Source organism: Bacillus cereus group sp. BfR-BA-01349 (genome assembly GCF_022663795.1).
Lineage (GTDB): Bacteria > Bacillota > Bacilli > Bacillales > Bacillaceae_G > Bacillus_A > Bacillus_A cereus.
In genome coordinates this window covers 13,889-34,594 of record NZ_JAKUGE010000058.1, presented here as the reverse complement: position 1 = coordinate 34,594, position 20,706 = coordinate 13,889, and the positions used below count along the sequence as shown (strand labels likewise).

Below are 20,706 nucleotides of genomic sequence, written 5' to 3'. Positions count from 1 at the left end.
TGTGCCCAAAAACATATGAAATGGCCTACCGAGCAATTCAAGAATATATTCAATTTTATAATACAGAAAGATTCCAAGAAAAACTTCACGGGCTTTCCCCGATAGAATATCGGGAAAAGGCCGTGGCATAATACTCTTTTTATTACTGTCTACTTGACAGGGAGATGACCAACCCGCGTCCTTTTTTTATTGGTGATTTTGTTGAAATTGACTCAATAAAATAATACCAAATATTATTTTACTTTTAAATAGCGTGATATTAAAATTTGCAAATAAAATACATTCGTCTTATTATTTTAATATATTTTTTACAAATATCCATATAGTATTGAAAAAACAGAGAAGGGGAAACTTCTCTGTTTACTTTTGTATGTTTTTTTCAACTTGTTCTCGAACTGTTTGAATGTAATTCATTTTATGATCCCAGCACTCTTGGCTTAAATCGACAGGGTATTCTTCAGGGTTTAAAATTCGCATATATTCTTCCCAAAATAGAGAGAGACTCTGTTCATTATATTTTTGAATATCTAATATACTTGGTAGTTCATATGTTCTTTCACCGTTAACGAAAATGTCTTTATGCAGTTCACGGGCTTCAAAGTTTGTTACGAATTTACTTATATATGTGTGAACTGGATGGAACATTTTTAAGCGCTCTTCTTTTCCAGGTTCTTCAGAATCTAACGCAATATAATCGCCTTTTGCATGATTGTTTACCCGATTGATAATACGATAAATTCGTTTCAGTCCTGGAGTGGTAATTTTTTCAGGGTTAGATGAAATTTTAATCGTATCATTTAATTTTCCGTCAGTATCTTCAATCGCAACTAGTTTGTAAACAGCCCCCAATGCAGGTTGCTCAAAGGACGTAATTAATTTCGTCCCAACACCCCATACGTCAATTTTTGCTCCTTGAGATTTAAGGTGCATAATTGTGTATTCATCTAAATCGCTAGAAGCGATAATTTTTGTATTTGTAAACCCTGCTTCATCTAATAGTTTTCGTGCCTTTTTTGATAAATAAGCCATATCACCACTATCAAGACGTATGCCATAGAAATCAATACGATCCCCAAATTCTTTTGCAACACGAATCGCATTTGGAACACCAGATTTCAATGTGTCATATGTATCAACGAGAAAGACGCACTTTTTATGAGTTTCAGCGTATTTCTTAAACGCGACGTATTCATCGCGATATGCTTGAACGAAAGAGTGAGCGTGTGTGCCAGCTACAGGGATCCCAAAGCGTTTCCCAGCACGAACGTTGCTTGTAGAGGAGAAACCACCAATAAAGGCAGCACGTGTCCCCCAAAGGGCAGCATCGAACTCATGGGCACGTCTTGTGCCGAACTCTAAAAGCTCATCATTACTTGCAGCGTGTTTCATACGTGCTGCTTTTGTTGCAATTAATGTTTGGTAATTCACAATATTTAAGAGGGCAGTCTCAATAATTTGTGCTTCACCAAGTGGTGCATCAACACGTAATAAAGGCTCGTTATTAAATACAACTTCACCTTCTTGCATACTGCGAATCGTCCCAGTGAATTTCATATTTTGTAAATAATGAAGGAATTCTTCTTCAAATTGTAATTCTGCTAAATAAGCGATATCGCTTTCAGTAAAACTGAAATTTTCTATGTACTCTACAATTTTCTCAAGGCCAGCAAAAACAGCGTAACCGTTCTCAAATGGAAGCTTTCGAAAATATAAATCAAAAACAGAACGGCGATTATGAATACCATCTTTCCAATATGTATAAGCCATGTTGATTTGATATAGGTCTGTATGTAAGGCATAACTATCGTCTTTATAATGAGTCATCGCGAGAACACCTCCATAATTTGGTTATAGTATACCAATTTTTCACCATTCGTAGCAAAGAAGAGATATTGATGTGAAGTCAAGAGAGAAAAAAATGAAATTATGCATATTTTTTAGAAAATTTATATTTATCAATTTATATTTCTCCAGATTTTATGTATTATTAGAGTAATGGGGGTAATGAGAATGGAGGAGGACAATGCAACACACATTAGAAAAAATAGGCAAACAAGTCTTTTATAAACGGCTACAGCAAAAAATGACACAAGAAGAATTATGTCAGGGCATTTGTTCTGTCTCATACTTAAGTAAGATTGAAAATGGAAAGATTGAAGCATCAGAAGAAATTCTACAATTGCTCTGCACAAGACTAGAAATTGCTGTGACGGATTTGAGAGATGTAGAAGAAGATGTAAAGGGGAAGCTGGATGAATGGTTGAATGCACTAGTTCATTTGGACAAGCAACAAGTAGAACGTATATATGAAGAGTTGCAAGGTGAAATGAAGCATGTGTTGGATTTTGAAATTATAAATTATTATAAACTGCTGTATACACGTTATTTAATTATGAAAAGGGATATTTCTGCGCTCGAAGAAGAATTAGATAAGTTGAAGAAGGTATATAAAAAATATTCTCCATTTCAGAAGTTGTTATATATGTACAGTAGAGGATTATTGTGCTGTTTACAGTATAGATGGAAGGATGGGCTAGATTACTTATTAAAAACAGAAGTAATGGCCAAAGAACAGGGGTATCATGAAACAGGCTTGTATTATAATATAGCGCTTGCATATACTCATTTAGATATTCATCATCTTGCAATTCATTTTGTAAATATGGCATTAGAAGGATTTCGTAGTGAATATAAGTTTAGAAACATAATTAATTGCCAAATCCTTATTGCGGTAAGTTATACAGAAAAAGGTCAGTATGAAGAAGCTTTAAAAATGTATGAGAGTATATTGAGAGAGGCCACATCTTTTGCTGATAAGGATGTACTATTAGCTATTACTTTAAGTAATATGGGAAGTATCTATTATAAAAAAGGCAAATATCAGCAAGCGAAAAAATATTATTTAGATAGTCTACAACTTCAAAAACAAATAGATTTAAACTATTTAGATACAATATACGAAATGGCATTAGTATGCATTAAATTAGAAGAGTTGGAAGAGGCAAGGACATTAATTGATAAGGGAATTGATGCAGCAAAACAGGAAGAGAGATTTAATGCAAAATTATATTTGCTTTTAATGCTTAGATATAAATATTTTGAAGAAGCAAAAGATTATAAAGCATTTTTGGAAAATGAGGCTATCCCGTTGTATAAATCTGCAGGAAATAAAATAGAATTAAAGAAAGTATACGTTGAACTAGCAGAACATTTTTCCAGTTTATCGAGATTTGAAGAAAGTAATCGATACTATAGGTTAGTTATTGATTTAATGAATGATAATAAGGAGGAATAAAAATGAAAAAGATGGTATTTGGAGTATTGGCGTTTATAGTGACTCTTACAGTTGCTGGAGGAATACATCAATATAGCAGTAAACCTGATATTGTTGGTCAACAAGCTAAAACTGTTGAACAAGTTAATTTATAATCTCCCCCCCTTTCCAACCGGAAAGGGGTTTTTCAATATTTGTTCCTCAAAATTCTACAAAACTTGAGAAAAAATTATTTGAATTTTTAGTATATTAATAGTGGAAACATAATGCTAATATGAAACTACTCTTTTTCAAAAAAATTTTTTATTAGGGGGAAGGTTCATGAAAAAGAAAAGTTTAGCGTTAGTGTTAGCGACAGGAATGGCAGTTACAACGTTTGGAGGGACAGGCTCTGCATTTGCGGATTCTAAAAATGTGCTCTCTACGAAGAAGTACAATGAGACAGTACAGTCACCTGAGTTTATTTCTGGTGATCTAACTGAAGCAACTGGCAAGAAAGCAGAATCTGTTGTGTTTGATTACTTAAACGCAGCAAAAGGTGATTACAAGCTAGGGGAAAAGAGTGCACAAGATTCTTTCAAAGTGAAACAAGTGAAGAAAGATGCTGTAACTGATTCAACAGTAGTACGTATGCAACAAGTTTACGAAGGAGTGCCTGTATGGGGTTCTACTCAAGTAGCTCACGTAAGTAAAGACGGTTCTTTAAAAGTATTGTCTGGAACAGTTGCACCTGATTTAGACAAAAAGGAAAAGTTGAAAAATAAAAATAAGATTGAAGGCGCAAAAGCAATTGAAATCGCGCAGCAAGATTTAGGGGTAACACCGAAATATGAAGTAGAACCAAAAGCGGACTTATATGTATATCAAAACGGTGAGGAAACAACATATGCATATGTTGTAAATCTAAACTTCTTAGATCCAAGCCCAGGAAACTACTACTATTTCATTGAGGCAGACAGCGGTAAAGTATTAAATAAGTTTAATACAATTGATCATGTGACGAATGATGATAAGTCACCAGTTAAGCAAGAGGCTCCTAAACAGGATGCGAAAGCTGTTGTAAAGCCTGTAACAGGAACGAATAAAGTAGGAACTGGTAAAGGTGTATTAGGAGATACGAAGTCGCTTAATACAACGTTATCTGGATCATCTTACTACTTACAAGATAATACACGCGGGGCAACGATTTTCACATATGATGCGAAAAACCGTTCAACATTACCAGGAACATTATGGGCAGATGCAGATAATGTTTTCAATGCAGCGTATGATGCAGCAGCAGTAGATGCTCATTACTATGCAGGTAAAACATATGATTACTATAAAGCTACGTTTAATAGAAATTCTATCAATGATGCAGGAGCGCCGTTAAAATCGACAGTTCATTACGGAAGTAATTATAACAATGCATTCTGGAACGGATCACAGATGGTATACGGAGATGGTGATGGTGTAACGTTTACTTCATTATCTGGTGGAATTGATGTAATTGGTCACGAGTTAACGCATGCTGTTACGGAAAATAGTTCAAATCTAATTTATCAAAATGAATCAGGGGCTTTAAATGAAGCGATTTCTGATATTTTTGGTACTTTAGTAGAATTCTATGATAACCGTAACCCGGATTGGGAGATTGGTGAAGATATTTACACACCTGGTAAAGCAGGAGACGCACTTCGCTCTATGAGTGATCCTACGAAGTATGGTGATCCAGACCATTATTCTAAGCGTTACACTGGTTCAAGTGATAACGGTGGTGTTCATACAAACAGCGGCATTATTAATAAACAAGCTTATTTATTAGCAAATGGTGGTACGCATTATGGTGTAACTGTAACTGGTATCGGGAAAGATAAATTAGGTGCGATTTACTACCGTGCAAATACACAGTATTTCACGCAATCTACTACATTTAGTCAAGCTCGTGCTGGTGCAGTACAAGCTGCTGCAGACTTATATGGTGCAAATTCTGCTGAAGTAGCGCAGCAGTTAAGCAATCATTTAGTGCTGTTGGTGTAAACTAAGGCTTTAAGGAAGAGCTAGTAATAAAATACCTCAAAAATAAAGAAGGAGCATAGGCTCCTTCTTTATTTTTTTCTCCATTTTTTCCACAAATAAAACAATCCAATAACGCCTGCGATTGTTACAACCCACTTCGCTTCATTTGTTCCGTTCATGACTTGGTATGCCGAATATACTTCAATCAATAAGGCCGGTATTTTACCTATTGTACTGGCAATACTGAAGGAGAGTAATGACATTTTCCCTAGAGCTGCAAATAAAGTCACGATACTTGATGGGATGAAAGGTATCAATCGAAACGATAGAACGAGTAGAAAGGCCTCTCTACCTTCTACATAAAGAAGACGCTCTACCTTTGGGTACTTATTTACTTTATCGTGAGTGAACTTTTGAAGGCCCAGGCGGTAAATATAAAACGAGATAATAGCCCCTAAGGCCTCACCTGCGATCGAAATGATTGTGCCATTTGTTACACCGAAGAGCTGTATATTAATGGCGGTTAAAAAGATGCTAGGAATAACACCTAAAAGACTAATGATGATGTTAATTAAGATACTAAGTGGAATTGCGATTGAATAGTATTCTGTTAAGAAATTTTGAATCGTTTCAGCCATTGTTTAAAATCCTTTATCTTTTTTTGCATTACACCATATTTCGATTGTATAGGCAAGGGAAAATTTACATAATGTAGAAAAACGTTGATGAGAAGGGGTATTGATACCTTGTATGGGTATTAGGTATATAAAAATAGGGGTATTTTAAATCATTTTGAAAAACAGTATAAAAACCTTTGTCTAAAAGAGTTTTATAATTATATTATTGGTGATTTTATTCAGGAAATAATTATAAAATATAGGGGGTATATATTATGAAAGGCGAAAAATAGAGGGTTGATGAAATTGCTGGGGTAAATATGGAAAAATAGATGAAAAAAATGAAAACTGATAGATTTTTTCGTTGTGAAATTGACTTTTAGTGAAGTTGCGATAATAATCATGGAAGAGGTGATATGATGAAACGAATAAGTAGTCTTTTCTTCAGTAGTTTATTGGCATTAGTGCTGATCTTAAGTGGATGTGCAGGAAAAGAACAAAAAACAGAGAAACAGACAGGTAATCAAGCTACATCGGTAGAAAAAATTAGTGATAATATTTTAGATGAAATGGAAGGACCACCTAAAAATGGTCATACGATTGAAAGACATGTAGGCAAGTCAGAAGAGGATTTGAAGAATCGCTTGAAGACAGATAAAGTGTCAGCCGCAAGTACATACTATGATAAAGAAACAGCGACGAAAGCTGTAAAAGATAGCTTGAAGCAACATGACAAGGAAATTCAAGATTGGTTAAAAAATTCTAAAGAGGCTCGTCTCGTAATAAATACAACTCATTCATTCCCTGTTGGAAAAACGGTAATAAAGAAAAATATGAGTGTAAAAGACAAGTTGGTAAAAACTGTTACTGTTTTAGCAAGAGATAAGTCAGGGGAATTAGGGTTTAAGATTATTACTTCTTATCCATCTGATAAATAAGAAGGGGGAGTACATTATGTATACGACATTACAATACTTTCTTAAATCGTACTGTACGTTAAGTATTCATGAGGATGAAATAGTAAGCGTGATGGAAGAGTTTATTGAACAAGAAGACGAAGAAATTGTTTTGAAATTACGTGATGAATTAATAAATATGAAGAAAAAGAACGCGTGGGAAGAGGCGTGTGTATTAGCTGCGAAGCAAGGAAACCGTATGTGGTCTTTAGAAGAAACGAAAGATCATCTTGAAACTTTTTTACTATTACTGCAAAAGAAAAAGGCGTGATTTACTCACACCTTTTTCTTTATGCTATTTGGTTGATATTATCTATTCTTTTGGAGCGCTTTTATATACGCTTTTTGAAATTTGTCCATTTGATATTACTTCCCCGTTTTGTGTTACTTTTTTATACGTAACCGCTGTGATTTTATCACTAGTCCTACTAATTACTTGAGAAGAAACTTCAACATTTTTACCAGTATTTGTACCGAAAATGCGTGTAGTAATACTACCTCCATTTGAAAATGCTTGAATATAAATATGATTGCCTGTATTATTTTTAAATTTTAAATCTGGACCATAATCTGCTACTGCTGCATCTTGCCCAAGTGGTAAATAATTTACTGGCATAGAATGATTGCTTCGAGAAACAATTCCTAAATCAGCCCTTAAAGCTGCGCTGTATAAAGTACTACTGACTTGGCAAACTCCTCCGCCTGCACTTTGTATTACTTTACCTTGTGAATATACTGCTGCAGATTTGTAACCATGTGCAGCATCATTTACGCCAACGCGGCCGTTAAAACTAAATGTTTCATCAGGTGCCACAATAACCCCACTTAAAGTATTAGCTGACTTATTTACGTTAAATGATTGATTTCCGTTACGGCCAGCCATTGGAGTAGAATATTCAGCAATGACTTCTTTAATACCCATTTTCTGTATATCTTCTGTAGAGCGTTCTGGTTTTATGAATGTAACTGGTAATGTAACATCTGATTTACCAGTAGTAATAGCTTCGTTTGTTAAACTGTTTAGTTTTCCTTTATCAATTTTTTCTCCGTTTTGGCTTTGACTAACATTTACTGTTGAGCCTTCAATGCTTAATTCTGCATTAACAGGATTTTTTAATGTTTCATTATATTTATCTTTTATAAAGGTTTCATAAGCTGTTGCATTTAATTGTGGTGTTAATTTATAGTCACGTTTTAATTCACCGTTTTCAGCTTGCTTACGCATTTTGTAACGATTCATTACGTTTCTTTCTTGTTCTTTAAAGATTTTGTCAATAATATCTTTCTCTTTATAATTTACTCTTAAATCTTTCCATGTGTAAGTTTGTTTATCGTTTTGGAATATGTAGGTAAGGGATTTTTGATCTAATTCAGTTACCCTTTGATTAATAATTGCTTGAATATCTTTCTTATTTTTTCCATCGAGAGAAATACCTTCAAATGTAGTATTTGGTAATGCAGTAGTATCTAATTGATTATTTAATTTGGATACATATTGATATCCCCCAACACCGCCTACACAAAGTAATATGCCCCCAGCAATTGCAGAACCAATCAGTATTTTACTTAGCTTCATTTATTTCCCCCCAGAAATTTATGTATAAATATATGTATTACATTTTTTGTATAAAAATGATGAAAATAACATTATGTACGTACTAGTATACTATTATTTTCACTGCGTGTGTAATGTTTTCATAAAAAATGTTACATTGCTGTAATAATTGTCACTTCTTGTCACAATGTGTATGAAAAATATAATAAAAAGGCTGTCTAGAAAGATCTAGCAGCCTTTTTATTATAATTTTTTATGTTCATTTTTATTCGTAACACCGAGATGTTTTTGAAGGGTAGTTGAAATAGTATCGACGCTTTTTTCATTTGGAACGTAATAATAAATACCACCTATATATTTATCTGTACCTTCTACTTGCATTTTTTCCATCTTTAAATTTGAATCCATTGAATTTTTTGTAATTGTCATCATATCATCAAAAGTTAAATTGGTTTTTAAGTCTTTATCGACAGCGTCTAGTAGGCCACCGATTTTATTAATGGAATTAAGAGATAGTGCCTTTTCAGCAATGGCCTCTAATACAAGCTGTTGTCGTTGGCCACGCATATAATCACTATCGATGTGACGAGTTCTAGCTAGTGCCAGTGCCTCTTCTCCATTTAAATGTTGACGTCCTTTTTTTAGATGAATTGCATCTGCTTCATCTTTACTGTTTTGCTCTGTGAATTCAACTGGAACGTCCACAGTAATGCCACCAAGAGAATCAACAATTTTAATAAAGGATTTAAAATTGAATTTTACATAATAATCAACTGGAACATCTAAAAAGTTCTCTACCGTATCAATTGTGCTGTCTACACCACCGAATACGTGCGCATGTGTGATTTTATCGTATTTATCACGTGATTTAATGTAGACGCGTGAGTCACGTGGAATGCTTACAAGTTTAACGGATTTATCGTTTTTATTAATTGTTGCAAGTAATAACGCATCTGTTCGAGTTGCTTTTCCATAACCTTTTTCCCTAATATCACTTTCATCAACACCCATAATTAGTACGGAAATATTGTCGGTCATAGGTTTAACAGCTTTTTCACGTTTACTGGACTTATCTCCTCGACCTAGTTCAGCATAAGCATTATTTAAGACGGACTTTGCTTTACTGTATATATGGAAGGAGTAGCCTCCTGCTCCAAGTGCTACAATTAGTAATGGAATAAGAAGGAACCAAAGTAGGCGTTTTTTCTTTGAGCGTCCTTTTTTGGCTCGCGTATTGTTGTTCGTGTCGGATTTCATCATTTTTTCTCCTTTAAAACTATCAAAGTGTATACATTTAGAAGTGTATTCAAACACATAAAAAATATTTTACGCTAAATAAAAGCGATTGTACATGTATAAAAAATAGATGTCTTGATTATTTATCCCGTATTAACGAGCAGTAAAACGCCCACCTCAAAGTCCAGTGAATACAATGAAGTTAGGTGGGAGATAACTGCCCGTAAATACCCGATTGGTGAAGGCTAATAATCAGAGTGGGGATAGCCCCACTCTGATTAAAGTTTCACTTTATAAGACACCTATTCGTTATTGTATACAAAAGATAGGGATAAGAAAATGATAAAATTTTACCTAATTACAACATAATGCTTACGATAATTGCAGATAAAATACTAACGAGAGTAGCTCCATATAGTAATTTAAGGCCAAACCTCGCAACAACGTTTCCTTGTTCTTCGTTTAGTCCTTTTACCGCACCTGAAATAATACCAATGGAAGAAAAATTGGCAAAAGATACAAGGAAAACAGAAATAATACCAACTGTACGGGGAGAAAGACTATTAGAAATTTTACTAAGGTCCATCATTGCGACAAATTCATTCGTTACAAGCTTCGTTGCCATAATGCTGCCAGCTGCTACAATTTCAGAACTTGGTACACCGATAAGGAATGCGATAGGTGCAAATACGTAGCCAATTAATTGTTGGAACGTAATACCGAATATAATGAGGAACAAGTCATTAATACAACTAATTAAGGCAACAAATCCGATGAGCATAGCGCCGACAACAATGGCTACACGAAAACCATCAAGAATGTATTCTCCAAGCATTTCAAAAAAGCTTTGTTTTTCACCTTTGATTTCTAAAATATCTTCGTCATCTTTAACGTCGTAAGGGTTAATGATGAGTACGATAATAAAACCGCTAAATAAATTGAGAACGAGTGCAGTTACTACATACTTAGGTTCAATCATTGTCATATAGGCACCTACGATAGACATAGATACGGTTGACATAGCGGAGGCACAAAGTGTATAAAGACGGTGTTTTGGGATTTGAGCTAATTGCTTTTTTACTGTAATAAAAACTTCTGATTGGCCGACAATGGCAGAGGCGATAGCGTTGTAAGATTCTAATTTCCCAAGACCATTTATTTTACTAAGAAAGTACCCGATCCAACGAATGAAAAATGGTAGTATTTTGAAATGTTGTAATATACCAATTAAAACAGAAATAAAGACGATTGGTAATAATACAGTAAGGAAAAATGGCATTTCACCTTTATTTGCAAGACCACCAAATACGAAATTTATTCCATTAGCAGCATACTCGAGTAGCTTTGTAAACAAACTGGAAATGATTCTAATAAGTATGAGGCCGATTTCTGTATTTAATAGTAAATAGGTTAAAATTAACTGTATAATAAGCATGATAAAAATTGGTTTAAATTTAATATGCTTCTTATTATTGCTAGCAATATAAGCGAGCAAGAAAACAACAATTAGTCCGACGAAAAAAGTAATGAATTTCATGGTAAGCCCCCTAAAAGAGATATTCTGCTATATATGTTTTTCATTTCAAGGGAGAATATGCATCTTTGGTAAAGAAAGGAATAGAGAGAGTATGAATATATGTAGAGTGCATCACGTTGCAATTATTTGTTCGAATTATGAGACGTCAAAGTATTTTTATACTAGAATATTAGGGTTTAAAGAAATGAATGAAGTATATAGAAAGGAACGAGATTCTTATAAATTAGATTTATGTGTAGGAGAAGAGTATCAAATCGAATTATTTTCATTTCCAAATCCGCCTGAGCGCAAAAGTTTTCCAGAAGCAGCCGGTCTTAGACATTTAGCATTTGCTGTTACAAATATAGAAGAAGCTGTGAAGCATTTAAATCAATGTGGTGTTGAGACCGAACCGATCCGTATTGATGAAATAACGGGGAAGAAATTCGTCTTTTTCCAAGACCCTGATGGTTTACCTTTAGAATTGTATGAGGTTTGAAAATTGGTGGATTTTATATAGAGTTGCTTTCCAATAATTGAAGAAACTAAAGTGAAACTTCTTTTTAAAAGGAGGTGTAACTTTAGCTAAGAAAGCTAAAGAGCATATGTGGATATTTTAAAATTATTGATGGTAGTCATTCTTATTGGGTTAACAGCATTTTTTGTGGCTGTTGAATTTGCAATTATTAAGGTACGTAGCAGTCGTATTGATCAACTCGTTAGCGAAAAAAGACGAGGTGCACTGGCCGCTAAAAAGGTAACTACAAATTTAGATGAATATTTATCGGCCTGTCAGCTAGGTATTACAATTACTGCTTTAGGGCTCGGGTGGTTAGGGGAACCAACCATTAAACATTTACTCGAGCCGTTGTTTTTAAAATTGCAATTCTCACCTACAATTTCCAGTACAGTTTCATTTATTATTGCCTTTGCAGTAATTACATTTTTACATGTTGTCATTGGGGAACTTGCTCCAAAGACATTTGCTATACAAAAAGCAGAACAAGTTAGCTTATTGTTATCGAAGCCACTTATTTATTTTTACCGAGTTATGTATCCGTTTATTTGGGCTTTGAATGGTTCAGCGAGGGTTGTAACTGGTTTATTTGGATTAAATCCAGCTTCTGAACATGAAGTAGCTCATTCAGAAGAAGAATTAAGGTTAATCTTATCTGAGAGCTATGAGAGCGGAGAGATTAACCAAAGGGAATTTAAATATGTAAATAATATTTTTGAATTTGATAATAGAGTAGCAAAAGAAATTATGGTACCTCGTACGGAAGTTGTAGGCTTATATGAGGACGAACCATTTGAAACACATATTAAAGTAATCGCGCAAGAAAAGTACACGAGATATCCTGTATTTGGTGAAGATAAAGATGAAATTATTGGGATGGTTAATGTAAAAGATTTATTTATTCGTTATATGGATGGTAATCGGGACGAGGAGTGCTCGATTATGCCATATACAAGGCCAGTTATTGAAGTGCTAGAAAATATTCCAATTCATGATTTACTATTACAAATGCAAAGAAAACACATTCCATTAGCTGTATTGTATGATGAATATGGTGGTACAGCAGGGATTGTTACACTAGAAGATATTTTAGAAGAAATTGTTGGAGAAATTCGAGATGAATACGATGAAGATGAGAATCCACCTATAGAGTATGTAAGTGAAGGTTATAAAATCGTAGAGGGAAAAGTGCTTATTAGTGAAGTAAATGATTTGCTTGGCATACATTTAATTGCTGATGATGTAGATACAATTGGTGGCTGGATTATGGTACAAAAACAAATCGTTGCTGAAGGAGATGTTATTGAGAAATACGGTTTTTATTTTAAAGTCCTTGAAAAGGATATGCATCAAATTAAACGAGTGGAAATAAGGAAAGTAGAAGAATGATTTTCTATAAACTTTAATAAAAAGGATATGCAGAAAAATAAATGTTTGCGCTTTCAAAAAAGGTACTATATAGTGAAGGTGGATACTGAAAAATTCTTCTGAATGATACTCGTGTTTTTAGAGGGCGGATTTTTTGGATAAGGATTTAGAATGAAAAAGTATAGGTGATAAAAATGATAGCAACGAAGGATATACGTATAGAAAAAGATTTTTTAGGTGAAAAAGAAGTACCAAGTGCAGCTTATTATGGTGTACAAACATTACGTGCCGTAGAAAACTTCCCAATTACAGGATATCGCATTCATCCATCACTCATTACAGCAATGGCAATTGTGAAAAAAGCGGCGGCGCTTGCGAATATAGATACTGGTTACTTAGCTAAAGACATTGGACATGAAATTGCAGAAGCAGCGCAAGAAATTGTTGATGGAAAGTTTCATGATCAATTTATCGTGGATCCTATTCAAGGCGGAGCCGGAACTTCTATTAATATGAATACAAATGAAGTAATTGCGAATAGAGCGTTAGAACGTATGGGATATGAAAAAGGGGCGTATGCGAAAATTAGCCCAAACACTCATGTGAACATGGCCCAATCAACGAACGATGCGTTTCCGACAGGAATTCATATTGCAACTCTTATGATGTTAGAAAAGCTTCTTATTACAATGGAAGAACTTCATTCTGCTTTTCGTAAAAAAGCAAAAGAGTTTGATCACGTTATTAAAATGGGACGCACACATTTACAAGATGCAGTTCCAATTCGCCTTGGACAAGAATTTGAAGCGTATAGCCGAGTGCTTGCGCGTGATATAAAAAGAATTAAACAGTCTCGTCAACATTTATATGAAGTGAATATGGGGGCGACAGCTGTTGGTACAGGATTAAATGCAAATCCTACGTATATTGAACAGGTGGTAAAACATTTAAGAACGTTTAGTGGGTTCCCACTTGTTGGTGCAGAGCATTTAGTTGATGCAACGCAAAATACAGATGCATACACAGAAGTATCTGCAGCACTTAAAGTATGTATGATGAACATGTCTAAAATTGCAAACGATCTTCGTATTATGGCGTCTGGGCCACGTGTTGGGTTGGCTGAAATTCAATTGCCAGCACGTCAGCCAGGTTCATCGATTATGCCAGGTAAAGTAAATCCAGTTATGGCAGAAGTGATTAACCAAGTCGCATTCCAAGTAATCGGAAACGATCATACAATTTGCTTAGCATCAGAAGCAGGACAATTAGAGTTAAACGTAATGGAGCCTGTGCTTGTATTTAATTTAATTCAATCTATAAGTATTATGAATAATGGATTCCGTGTATTCCGTGAATATTGTATTGAAGGAATTACAGCAAATGAAGAATTGCTGAAGCAATATGTTGAGAAAAGTGTTGGAATTATTACAGCAGTTAATCCTCATATTGGTTATGAAGCAGCATCTCGTATTGCACGTGAAGCGATTGAAACAGGAAAATCTGTTAGGGAGTTATGTTTAGAGCATGGTGTACTGACAGAAGAGGAATTGGATATTATTTTAGATCCATTCGAAATGACTCACCCTGAAATTGCTGGAGCTTCTTTATTAAAAAATAAAGAAATGTAATGTGAAAAACACCGATCCATTTGGATCGGTGTTTTATTTTTAAAAGATATTAAATACAGCGTTTAATTGAAGTAAGCTAATAACAGCTAAGAAGATTAAACTGTATTTCATTGCTGTTTTAAATAGAGCAGATTCTTTACCAACTAGTCCAACTGCGGCACAAGCAACTGCTACAGATTGTGGTGAAACCATTTTTGCCATTGTACCACCTACTACGTTTAAGGCAACGAGTGTAGAAGGAACGATGTTTAACTGGTCTGCTGTTACTGCTTGAAGTGGTGCGAATAAAGAACCACTTGAAACTACTGAACCTGTAATGAATACGCCAATCCATCCTAAGATTGGAGAAAGAACTGGGAATGCATTACCAGTAGAAGAGAATGCAAGTCCAAGTGTAGATGACATACCAGAGTAGTTCTCTACGTAAGCTAAAGCGATAACGCTACAAATTGTATATACTGGAGCTTTTAATTCTTTCATTGTTTCAATCATTAATTCCTTAACCATTTTACCTTTTACGCGGTAAACGATAAGTGAAACGATAATTGCTAGTACAATCGCAGTAGTTGTAGAAGAGAATACATCAAATTTGAAAACAGCTGCGAAAGGTGTATCAGCTTTTGTAATTGGTGTAGTTTTCATAACAGCATTATGAAGACCAGGGAACTGAATGTTAAATACTAAGTTTGCTAACGCACCATCTGGAGCAAATAAAGCTTTAATCGGTTTTAAGTTAAAGATTGTTACAAATGCAGTTAAGAATACGAATGGAGACCAAGCATATAAAATTTGATTGAATGTATGTGATACTTTAGTTTCTTGTTTTTCTTCTTTAGTAGAAGATTTTGGTTGCCAAACACGTAAGAATAATGCAAGAGCAATCATACTTACAACGGCTGCGAAAATATTAGTAAGTTCTGCGCCTAAGAAGTAAGTTACAGCGAATTGAGTAATAGCGAAAGAAACACCACTTACAAGAATACCTTGCCAAGTTTCTTTAATACCTTTAATTCCATCGACCATTGAAACAAGTAAGAAAGGTAAGATAACACTAATGAAAGGTAAAATAAGAACAGTTTGACGACCAATAGTTAATGCGTCAAGTTGAGTTAATTGTGCTGGTACTGTAACTGGAATACCCATAGCACCCATAGCACCACCAGCAATATTAGCTACTAAACAAATACCTGCTGCTTTTAATGGATTAAAGCCCATACCTACAAGTAGTGCGGCTGTAATAGCAACTGGAACCCCTAGACCAGCTGCGCCTTCTAAGAAAGCACCGAAAGAATAAGCGATTAATAATACTTGTAAACGTTGATCATTTGTAATGCTTGAAATACTATCGCGAATAATATTGAATTGCTCTGTTTTAACAGTTAATTTGTAAAGGAAAATTGCAGCGATAACGATAGTACAAATTGGATAAAATCCAGATAAAACACCGAATCCGGCAGATGCTACAGATACTGTTGCTGGCATTTTATAAACAAATATTGCAAGGATAATAGCGACAATCACACTATAAAGACCAGCCATGTAACTTTTCATTTTGAATCCCATTAAACAAATGATGAAACAAAAGATTGGAAGTGCTGCGATTAGTGCAGATAACCAAATATTGTTTAACGGGTCATAAATTTGTGTCCAAGTACTCATAATAATGACAACTCCTATCTATTATATGTGAAGAAATTCACATTATTTGTGAAACAATTCACAATAAACTTACATGCTTAGTATATTCTCCTTCAACACTATTGTCAACGTAAAAAAGTATAATTATTCCATAATAGTGTTAAAAGAAAAGCTTTGTTCATAAAGTAGACAAAAAACACACTCAAATGAATTTAAGTGCGCTGTATAAACTATGTGCATATTATTTTGCTTATTCAGATGGCATGTTCCTTATAGGCGTATATTAGATGAAGTCTTTTATATTAAGTATAAAGTTTGATATATGCAATTATCTGTCCTGTTTGATCTAGTGGGGGGAACGGTGAGTGGATTTAATAGGAAGTTTTGCACAACAATCCAACCGCTTGCAATACGAATAAAAAATAAGAAACAAATTTTTAATATCACATCATCTCTTTTTACTGAAAATTCCTTTTAGCGTAACAAAGAGGTTAATTATAGTTCAACTACATTACGATAGGTTATCAATTATAGACGGTATTTTACAATACCGTTACTGTGCATTTCAATGAGGTGAAAATATAACAAAAAGCCTGATAAAACAACGTTTGCAAGCAAAGTATTCGTAGGCCATTATTTTGCTTTTTCGTTATATCATATAGTATAATATTCAAAATCAGCAAGGATTTTTTCCTGAATTTTTGCTGATAAAGATGGAAAAATTTTTCGGCTTTATAGGTTGATAAAGTTATGTCGTAACAGGAAATATAAGAACAGATATATAAATAAATAAAAAGAACATAAAAACGCAAATAAAAACGAAAATGAGGGGAACTTTATGAGCCAAAATCAATTCGAATGTCGTATTTCAGAAGAAGATGTACAAATGTTAAGAGCGTTAGCTCACCCACTTCGTCTACGTCTAGTAATGGAACTTATGCAAAGAGGAACATGTAATGTAACACAGCTACAGGAAGTATTAGAAATTCCACAATCAACTGTTTCACAACATTTAACGAAGTTAAAGCAAAATAAAGTAGTACGCTTTGAAAGACGAGGATTAGAAGTGTATTATCAAATCCATAATGATAAAGTAAGTGCAGTAGTAAAAACATTATTTTCTTAAAATTTGAATATTATGGAAAAAGACGTGTAGAATATACGTCTTTTTTTATTTGTCAGAAAGGTAGCGAGAGAGTAAATATTAGCATGTTAGGAAGAAATGACTATCAATCAATATGCTGCCTTACGGAATATATTCTAAAAGGAAAAGAAAAGATAAAAAGGAGTATAGTAAGCAAAAGGAGGGATAGTAGTATGGATGTGAAACGTGTGAAACAAATCTTATCTTCTTCAAGTAGAATTGACGTTACATATGAGGGCGTACCAGTATGGATTGAGAGCTGTGATGAGCAGAAGGGGAGTGCTCAAGTGTATGATGTATCTAATCCTGGTGAGAGCGTTCATGTGGACGTGACAGCTTTAGAGGAGAAGTAATAAAAAAGACGCTTCTAATTTTAGAAGCGTCTTTTTGTTATTCCATCATATGTGCAATTTTCTTAGAGAACATAAGAAGTACTAATCCCAGTACAATTACGATAATACCGATGCTTGCGAATACTTCTAAATATCCTAAAGATTGAGTGAAAGCGGCTAATTGTCCTGCTAATAAGTTTGCGAAGCCAGTACCAGCTAACCATACACCCATTAATAATGATGCTAATTTAACAGGAGCAATTGCACTTACCATAGATAATCCGATTGGTGATAAGAATAACTCACCGATTGTGTGGAACATGTAAGTGAATACAATGAATAGTAAGTTTGCTTTCATTGTAATGTTACCTTCATCGCTACCAGTTTTTAAAACAGCTAAAGTTAGAACTAAATATCCAATCCCTAGTAAAATCATGCCTAATGCCATTTTTGTTGGGATTTTCAAATCGCCATTTTTTGTTTTTGAAAGCTTAATCCATAACGCAGAAACAGGTAATGCTAGTAAGATAATGAATAGTGGGTTTACAGATTGGAACCAAGGTGTTGGAATTGTAAATCCACCAATTGTACGATCTACGAACTTATCTGTGTAAAGTGTTAAAGAACTACCAGCTTGCTCAAATCCTGCCCAGAAGAATACTACGAAACAAGTTAAAATTAAAATTGCAGCAGTACGTTTTTTCTCTTGTGTTGTTAAAGGTTTTTTCTCAATTGCTTTTGCATTTTTTTCTTTAGATTGTTTACCTACAACAGTTGTTCCGATAGACCCTAAGTAACGAGGTGCTAAGAAATTAAAGGCAAGCTGCCCAATAATCATACCGATACAAGCTGTTAAGAAACCGTATCTATAATCTGCGAAGTAACCGCAAATGAATGGTGCGATAAGAGCTCCTAAGTTAATCCCCATGTAGAAGATAGTGAAGGCACTATCACGACGAGAATCGTTTTCGCTATATAATTGACCTAATAAAGTCGAAATATTTGGTTTGAAGAATCCGTTACCAATAACTAATAATCCTAATCCTAAGAAAAGTCCAGTTTTTGTGTTCATTGAGAATAATACAAAGTTACCAATTGCCATGATGATACCACCAATAGTAATGGCATGTCGCTTCGTAATGAAATGGTCAGTTAACCAACCACCAATAATAGGTGTGAAGTATACTAACATTGTGAAAATACCGTAAATTTGAACTGCAACTGCTTTATCAAATCCTAAACCGCCGCTTACTAAGCTCGTTGTTAAATAAAGAACTAATAAGCCACGCATTCCGTAATAACTAAATCTTTCCCACGCCTCTGTAAAGAACAACAAGTATAACCCTGGTGGATGTTTTTTTGGTGATTGTTGCTCTCCAGCTTTGTCTAATTTTAAAGCTGCATCCATTTTTGTTTCCCCCTAATCCTGTATAACGGATATTTATGTAATCATTTTAATTTACAGAATATTTAGAAGTCAATAGAATTATATGGAAATAGAAAGAAAATTTCTAAAAAAGTTCTATTTTCTTCGACCGTTACTGTATTTTGCCCTGAAAACGAGATGATAAGCGTTTTCAAATGTAATAATTGAATTCTAAAAGAAAATAAAATAGTGATTAATCAGAAAATTTAGATTAAAACATTTATTCTGATATAAAGAAAATATATTCTATTTACTTTCTCAATATAACATATTGGGAATAAAAATACAAAACGAAATAATGTGACATTTAAGTGAATTGAAAAATAACCAGCTCCACAGAAGGGAGCTGGTTAAGGAAATATTATTTAACAAAGCGTTTTTCGATGTCATCTAATAGTAGGTTAGCGGCCATTACGCCACCAGCTGTATTCCAAATAACGTCATCAACTTTGTATGCTTTACCATTTTTTACTGCATTTAAATTTTTAAATAGAGGATCGTTTATATACTCTTTTTCTAGTTCAGACCCTTTTTTCTCATTTCCTTTATCGAATGTGAAGTAGAATAATACGTCACCATCCATAGCAGAAATACGCTCTTTAGATACGTTACGCTCTGCAAAATCATCTTTATTTTGATCTCCAGGACGTTTAAATCCAAGTTCTTTTAAAATAACACCAGAGAATGTATCGCCATGATAAATACGAACATCACCAGGCATGAAACGAACCATAGAGATTTCTTGGTTTACTTTATCGCCAAGTTTGCCTTTTAAATCTTTTATACGTGATTCGTAATCAGCTACAACTTTTTGACCTTCTTTTTCTTTATTTAATGCTTTTGCATAAAATTTGAAGTTATCTTTCCATTCACCACGTAATGTTTCTGAGAACACAGTAGGTGCAATTGCTTTTAGTTGTTCGTACACTTTTTCGTGGCGCATTTTATTACCGATAATTAAGTCTGGTTTTAAAGAAGCAATTGTTTCAACGTTAACTTGTCCTTCATCACCAACAACTTTTACATTTTTCATTTTATCCTTAATATGTGGATACCATGGGTCACCAGTCCAAGACTTTACAGCACCAACTGGTTTCACACCTAATTCAAGTAAAGCTTCAGTTCCTTCATTTGTTAAGATAACTACACGTTTTGGATTAGCAGGAACTTCTGTTTTACCCATTGCATGTTCTACAGTAACCACTTCTTTTTTATTATCTTCTTTTGTAGATTCTTCTTTGTTATTTGATTTTCCACAAGCGCTTAAAAGCATTGAAAATGCTAGTAAAAATACAAATACTGTAAACGATTTCTTCCGCATGAAATTCATTATGTACCCCCTACATGTTGAGAATATTTTTCAATAGCAAGCATGATATTAAGCCTTTATCTTTTGATTGTCAATACATATGGGTGAAAATAATTCTCATTTCCGTTGACAATGAGAATTAAGTTGAAATACACTAACAACGTATCATTATACATTGAAGGGGAAACGCTG

The 20,706-nt window shown here is 34.1% G+C and carries 18 protein-coding genes and 1 pseudogene; 11 read left to right on the top strand and 8 right to left on the bottom strand.

Going from position 1 to position 20,706, the window contains the following annotated elements; all coding sequences use genetic code 11:
* The coding region (locus MR169_RS24090; RefSeq protein ID WP_242320140.1) for an IS3 family transposase at positions 1-131 on the top strand (131 nt) is incomplete at its 5' end.
* Positions 132-360: 229 nt separating this feature from the next.
* On the opposite strand, the gene MR169_RS24085 is transcribed toward MR169_RS24090, so the two are convergent.
* A complete protein-coding gene (locus MR169_RS24085; protein ID WP_242320139.1) occupies positions 361-1,824 on the bottom strand; it encodes a nicotinate phosphoribosyltransferase in 1,464 nt (487 codons plus the stop codon).
* A gap of 199 nt (positions 1,825-2,023) precedes the next feature.
* On the opposite strand from MR169_RS24085, the gene MR169_RS24080 reads away from it, so the two are divergent.
* The 3 genes and pseudogenes from MR169_RS24080 (at position 2,024) to MR169_RS24070 (ending at position 5,298) form a co-directional block, all read left to right on the top strand.
* The gene (locus MR169_RS24080; RefSeq protein WP_001164881.1) at positions 2,024-3,295 is read left to right on the top strand and encodes a tetratricopeptide repeat protein; all 1,272 of its coding nucleotides are present in this window, start codon (positions 2,024-2,026) and stop codon (positions 3,293-3,295) included.
* Between the two features lie 2 nt (positions 3,296-3,297).
* Complete coding sequence (nprX, locus tag MR169_RS24075) at positions 3,298-3,429, top strand: quorum-signaling peptide NprX (protein ID WP_016112135.1); 132 nt, start codon at positions 3,298-3,300, stop codon at positions 3,427-3,429.
* Positions 3,430-3,595: 166 nt separating this feature from the next.
* Positions 3,596-5,298 (top strand): annotated as a pseudogene (locus tag MR169_RS24070) (M4 family metallopeptidase).
* A 63-nt stretch (positions 5,299-5,361) separates the two neighbouring features.
* Here the strand turns inward: MR169_RS24070 and MR169_RS24065 are convergent.
* Positions 5,362-5,910: a TVP38/TMEM64 family protein gene (locus tag MR169_RS24065; RefSeq protein ID WP_000852232.1), complete on the bottom strand. Its 549-nt coding sequence runs from the start codon at positions 5,908-5,910 to the stop codon at positions 5,362-5,364.
* A 398-nt stretch (positions 5,911-6,308) separates the two neighbouring features.
* Between MR169_RS24065 and MR169_RS24060 the strand changes: the two genes are divergently transcribed.
* Positions 6,309-6,827, top strand: coding sequence for an RNase A-like domain-containing lipoprotein (locus tag MR169_RS24060; RefSeq protein ID WP_000822699.1), 519 nt, complete (start codon positions 6,309-6,311; stop codon positions 6,825-6,827).
* 16 nt (positions 6,828-6,843) lie between these two features.
* Positions 6,844-7,116, top strand: coding sequence for a hypothetical protein (locus tag MR169_RS24055; RefSeq protein ID WP_000288803.1), 273 nt, complete (start codon positions 6,844-6,846; stop codon positions 7,114-7,116).
* A gap of 42 nt (positions 7,117-7,158) precedes the next feature.
* Here MR169_RS24055 and MR169_RS24050 read toward each other — a convergent pair whose 3' ends face one another.
* The 3 genes from MR169_RS24050 to MR169_RS24040 all read right to left on the bottom strand — a co-directional run bounded on the left by MR169_RS24050 (position 7,159) and on the right by MR169_RS24040 (position 11,173).
* Positions 7,159-8,421 (bottom strand): VanW family protein, encoded by a 1,263-nt coding sequence (locus MR169_RS24050; RefSeq protein WP_242320138.1) that lies wholly within the window; start codon positions 8,419-8,421, stop codon positions 7,159-7,161.
* Between the two features lie 222 nt (positions 8,422-8,643).
* The gene (locus tag MR169_RS24045; protein WP_002163841.1) at positions 8,644-9,660 is read right to left on the bottom strand and encodes an LCP family protein; all 1,017 of its coding nucleotides are present in this window, start codon (positions 9,658-9,660) and stop codon (positions 8,644-8,646) included.
* Positions 9,661-9,994: 334 nt separating this feature from the next.
* Positions 9,995-11,173 carry a NupC/NupG family nucleoside CNT transporter gene (locus MR169_RS24040; RefSeq protein ID WP_000668870.1) on the bottom strand — a complete coding sequence of 393 codons (1,179 nt, stop codon included), beginning with the start codon at positions 11,171-11,173 and terminating at the stop codon, positions 9,995-9,997.
* A gap of 91 nt (positions 11,174-11,264) precedes the next feature.
* On the opposite strand from MR169_RS24040, the gene gloA2 reads away from it, so the two are divergent.
* From gloA2 to aspA, 3 genes are all read left to right on the top strand, one after another.
* Positions 11,265-11,651 (top strand): SMU1112c/YaeR family gloxylase I-like metalloprotein, encoded by a 387-nt coding sequence (gene gloA2 / locus MR169_RS24035; protein ID WP_001017685.1) that lies wholly within the window; start codon positions 11,265-11,267, stop codon positions 11,649-11,651.
* Positions 11,652-11,759: 108 nt separating this feature from the next.
* Positions 11,760-13,058 carry a hemolysin family protein gene (locus MR169_RS24030; protein ID WP_242320137.1) on the top strand — a complete coding sequence of 433 codons (1,299 nt, stop codon included), beginning with the start codon at positions 11,760-11,762 and terminating at the stop codon, positions 13,056-13,058.
* Positions 13,059-13,231: 173 nt separating this feature from the next.
* On the top strand, positions 13,232-14,665 hold the full coding sequence (gene aspA / locus MR169_RS24025; RefSeq protein WP_000562129.1) for an aspartate ammonia-lyase: 1,434 nt from the start codon (positions 13,232-13,234) through the stop codon (positions 14,663-14,665).
* Between the two features lie 39 nt (positions 14,666-14,704).
* Here the strand turns inward: aspA and MR169_RS24020 are convergent, their stop codons facing one another.
* A complete protein-coding gene (locus MR169_RS24020; RefSeq protein WP_242320136.1) occupies positions 14,705-16,324 on the bottom strand; it encodes an L-lactate permease in 1,620 nt (539 codons plus the stop codon).
* An 817-nt stretch (positions 16,325-17,141) separates the two neighbouring features.
* Between MR169_RS24020 and MR169_RS24015 the strand changes: the two genes are divergently transcribed.
* Together MR169_RS24015 and MR169_RS24010 are read left to right on the top strand one after the other, a co-directional pair.
* Positions 17,142-17,429, top strand: a complete 288-nt coding sequence (locus MR169_RS24015) for an ArsR/SmtB family transcription factor (protein WP_000081428.1) — start codon at positions 17,142-17,144, stop codon at positions 17,427-17,429.
* 191 nt (positions 17,430-17,620) lie between these two features.
* Entirely contained in the window at positions 17,621-17,800 is a 180-nt protein-coding gene (locus MR169_RS24010) for an acid-soluble spore protein H (protein ID WP_000382679.1), read from the top strand.
* A 37-nt stretch (positions 17,801-17,837) separates the two neighbouring features.
* Here the strand turns inward: MR169_RS24010 and MR169_RS24005 are convergent, their stop codons facing one another.
* On the bottom strand, positions 17,838-19,187 hold the full coding sequence (locus MR169_RS24005; protein ID WP_000338314.1) for a peptide MFS transporter: 1,350 nt from the start codon (positions 19,185-19,187) through the stop codon (positions 17,838-17,840).
* A 379-nt stretch (positions 19,188-19,566) separates the two neighbouring features.
* Positions 19,567-20,535: an ABC transporter substrate-binding protein gene (locus tag MR169_RS24000; RefSeq protein ID WP_001010279.1), complete on the bottom strand. Its 969-nt coding sequence runs from the start codon at positions 20,533-20,535 to the stop codon at positions 19,567-19,569.
* Positions 20,536-20,706 lie beyond the last annotated feature (171 nt).

Excerpts from the sequence above, each read along its gene's own strand:
- gloA2 (WP_001017685.1), top strand. The coding sequence starts at position 11,265 with ATGAATATATGTAGAGTGCATCACGTTGCAATTATTTGTTCGAATTAT.
- MR169_RS24065 (WP_000852232.1), bottom strand. The coding sequence starts at position 5,910 with ATGGCTGAAACGATTCAAAATTTCTTAACAGAATACTATTCAATCGCA.
- MR169_RS24040 (WP_000668870.1), bottom strand. The coding sequence starts at position 11,173 with ATGAAATTCATTACTTTTTTCGTCGGACTAATTGTTGTTTTCTTGCTC.
- MR169_RS24080 (WP_001164881.1), top strand. The coding sequence starts at position 2,024 with ATGCAACACACATTAGAAAAAATAGGCAAACAAGTCTTTTATAAACGG.
- MR169_RS24050 (WP_242320138.1), bottom strand. The coding sequence starts at position 8,421 with ATGAAGCTAAGTAAAATACTGATTGGTTCTGCAATTGCTGGGGGCATA.
- MR169_RS24005 (WP_000338314.1), bottom strand. The coding sequence starts at position 19,187 with ATGGATGCAGCTTTAAAATTAGACAAAGCTGGAGAGCAACAATCACCA.
- MR169_RS24085 (WP_242320139.1), bottom strand. The coding sequence starts at position 1,824 with ATGACTCATTATAAAGACGATAGTTATGCCTTACATACAGACCTATAT.
- nprX (WP_016112135.1), top strand. The coding sequence starts at position 3,298 with ATGAAAAAGATGGTATTTGGAGTATTGGCGTTTATAGTGACTCTTACA.
- MR169_RS24060 (WP_000822699.1), top strand. The coding sequence starts at position 6,309 with ATGAAACGAATAAGTAGTCTTTTCTTCAGTAGTTTATTGGCATTAGTG.
- MR169_RS24015 (WP_000081428.1), top strand. The coding sequence starts at position 17,142 with ATGAGCCAAAATCAATTCGAATGTCGTATTTCAGAAGAAGATGTACAA.
- aspA (WP_000562129.1), top strand. The coding sequence starts at position 13,232 with ATGATAGCAACGAAGGATATACGTATAGAAAAAGATTTTTTAGGTGAA.
- MR169_RS24020 (WP_242320136.1), bottom strand. The coding sequence starts at position 16,324 with ATGAGTACTTGGACACAAATTTATGACCCGTTAAACAATATTTGGTTA.
- MR169_RS24045 (WP_002163841.1), bottom strand. The coding sequence starts at position 9,660 with ATGATGAAATCCGACACGAACAACAATACGCGAGCCAAAAAAGGACGC.
- MR169_RS24000 (WP_001010279.1), bottom strand. The coding sequence starts at position 20,535 with ATGAATTTCATGCGGAAGAAATCGTTTACAGTATTTGTATTTTTACTA.
- MR169_RS24010 (WP_000382679.1), top strand. The coding sequence starts at position 17,621 with ATGGATGTGAAACGTGTGAAACAAATCTTATCTTCTTCAAGTAGAATT.
- MR169_RS24055 (WP_000288803.1), top strand. The coding sequence starts at position 6,844 with ATGTATACGACATTACAATACTTTCTTAAATCGTACTGTACGTTAAGT.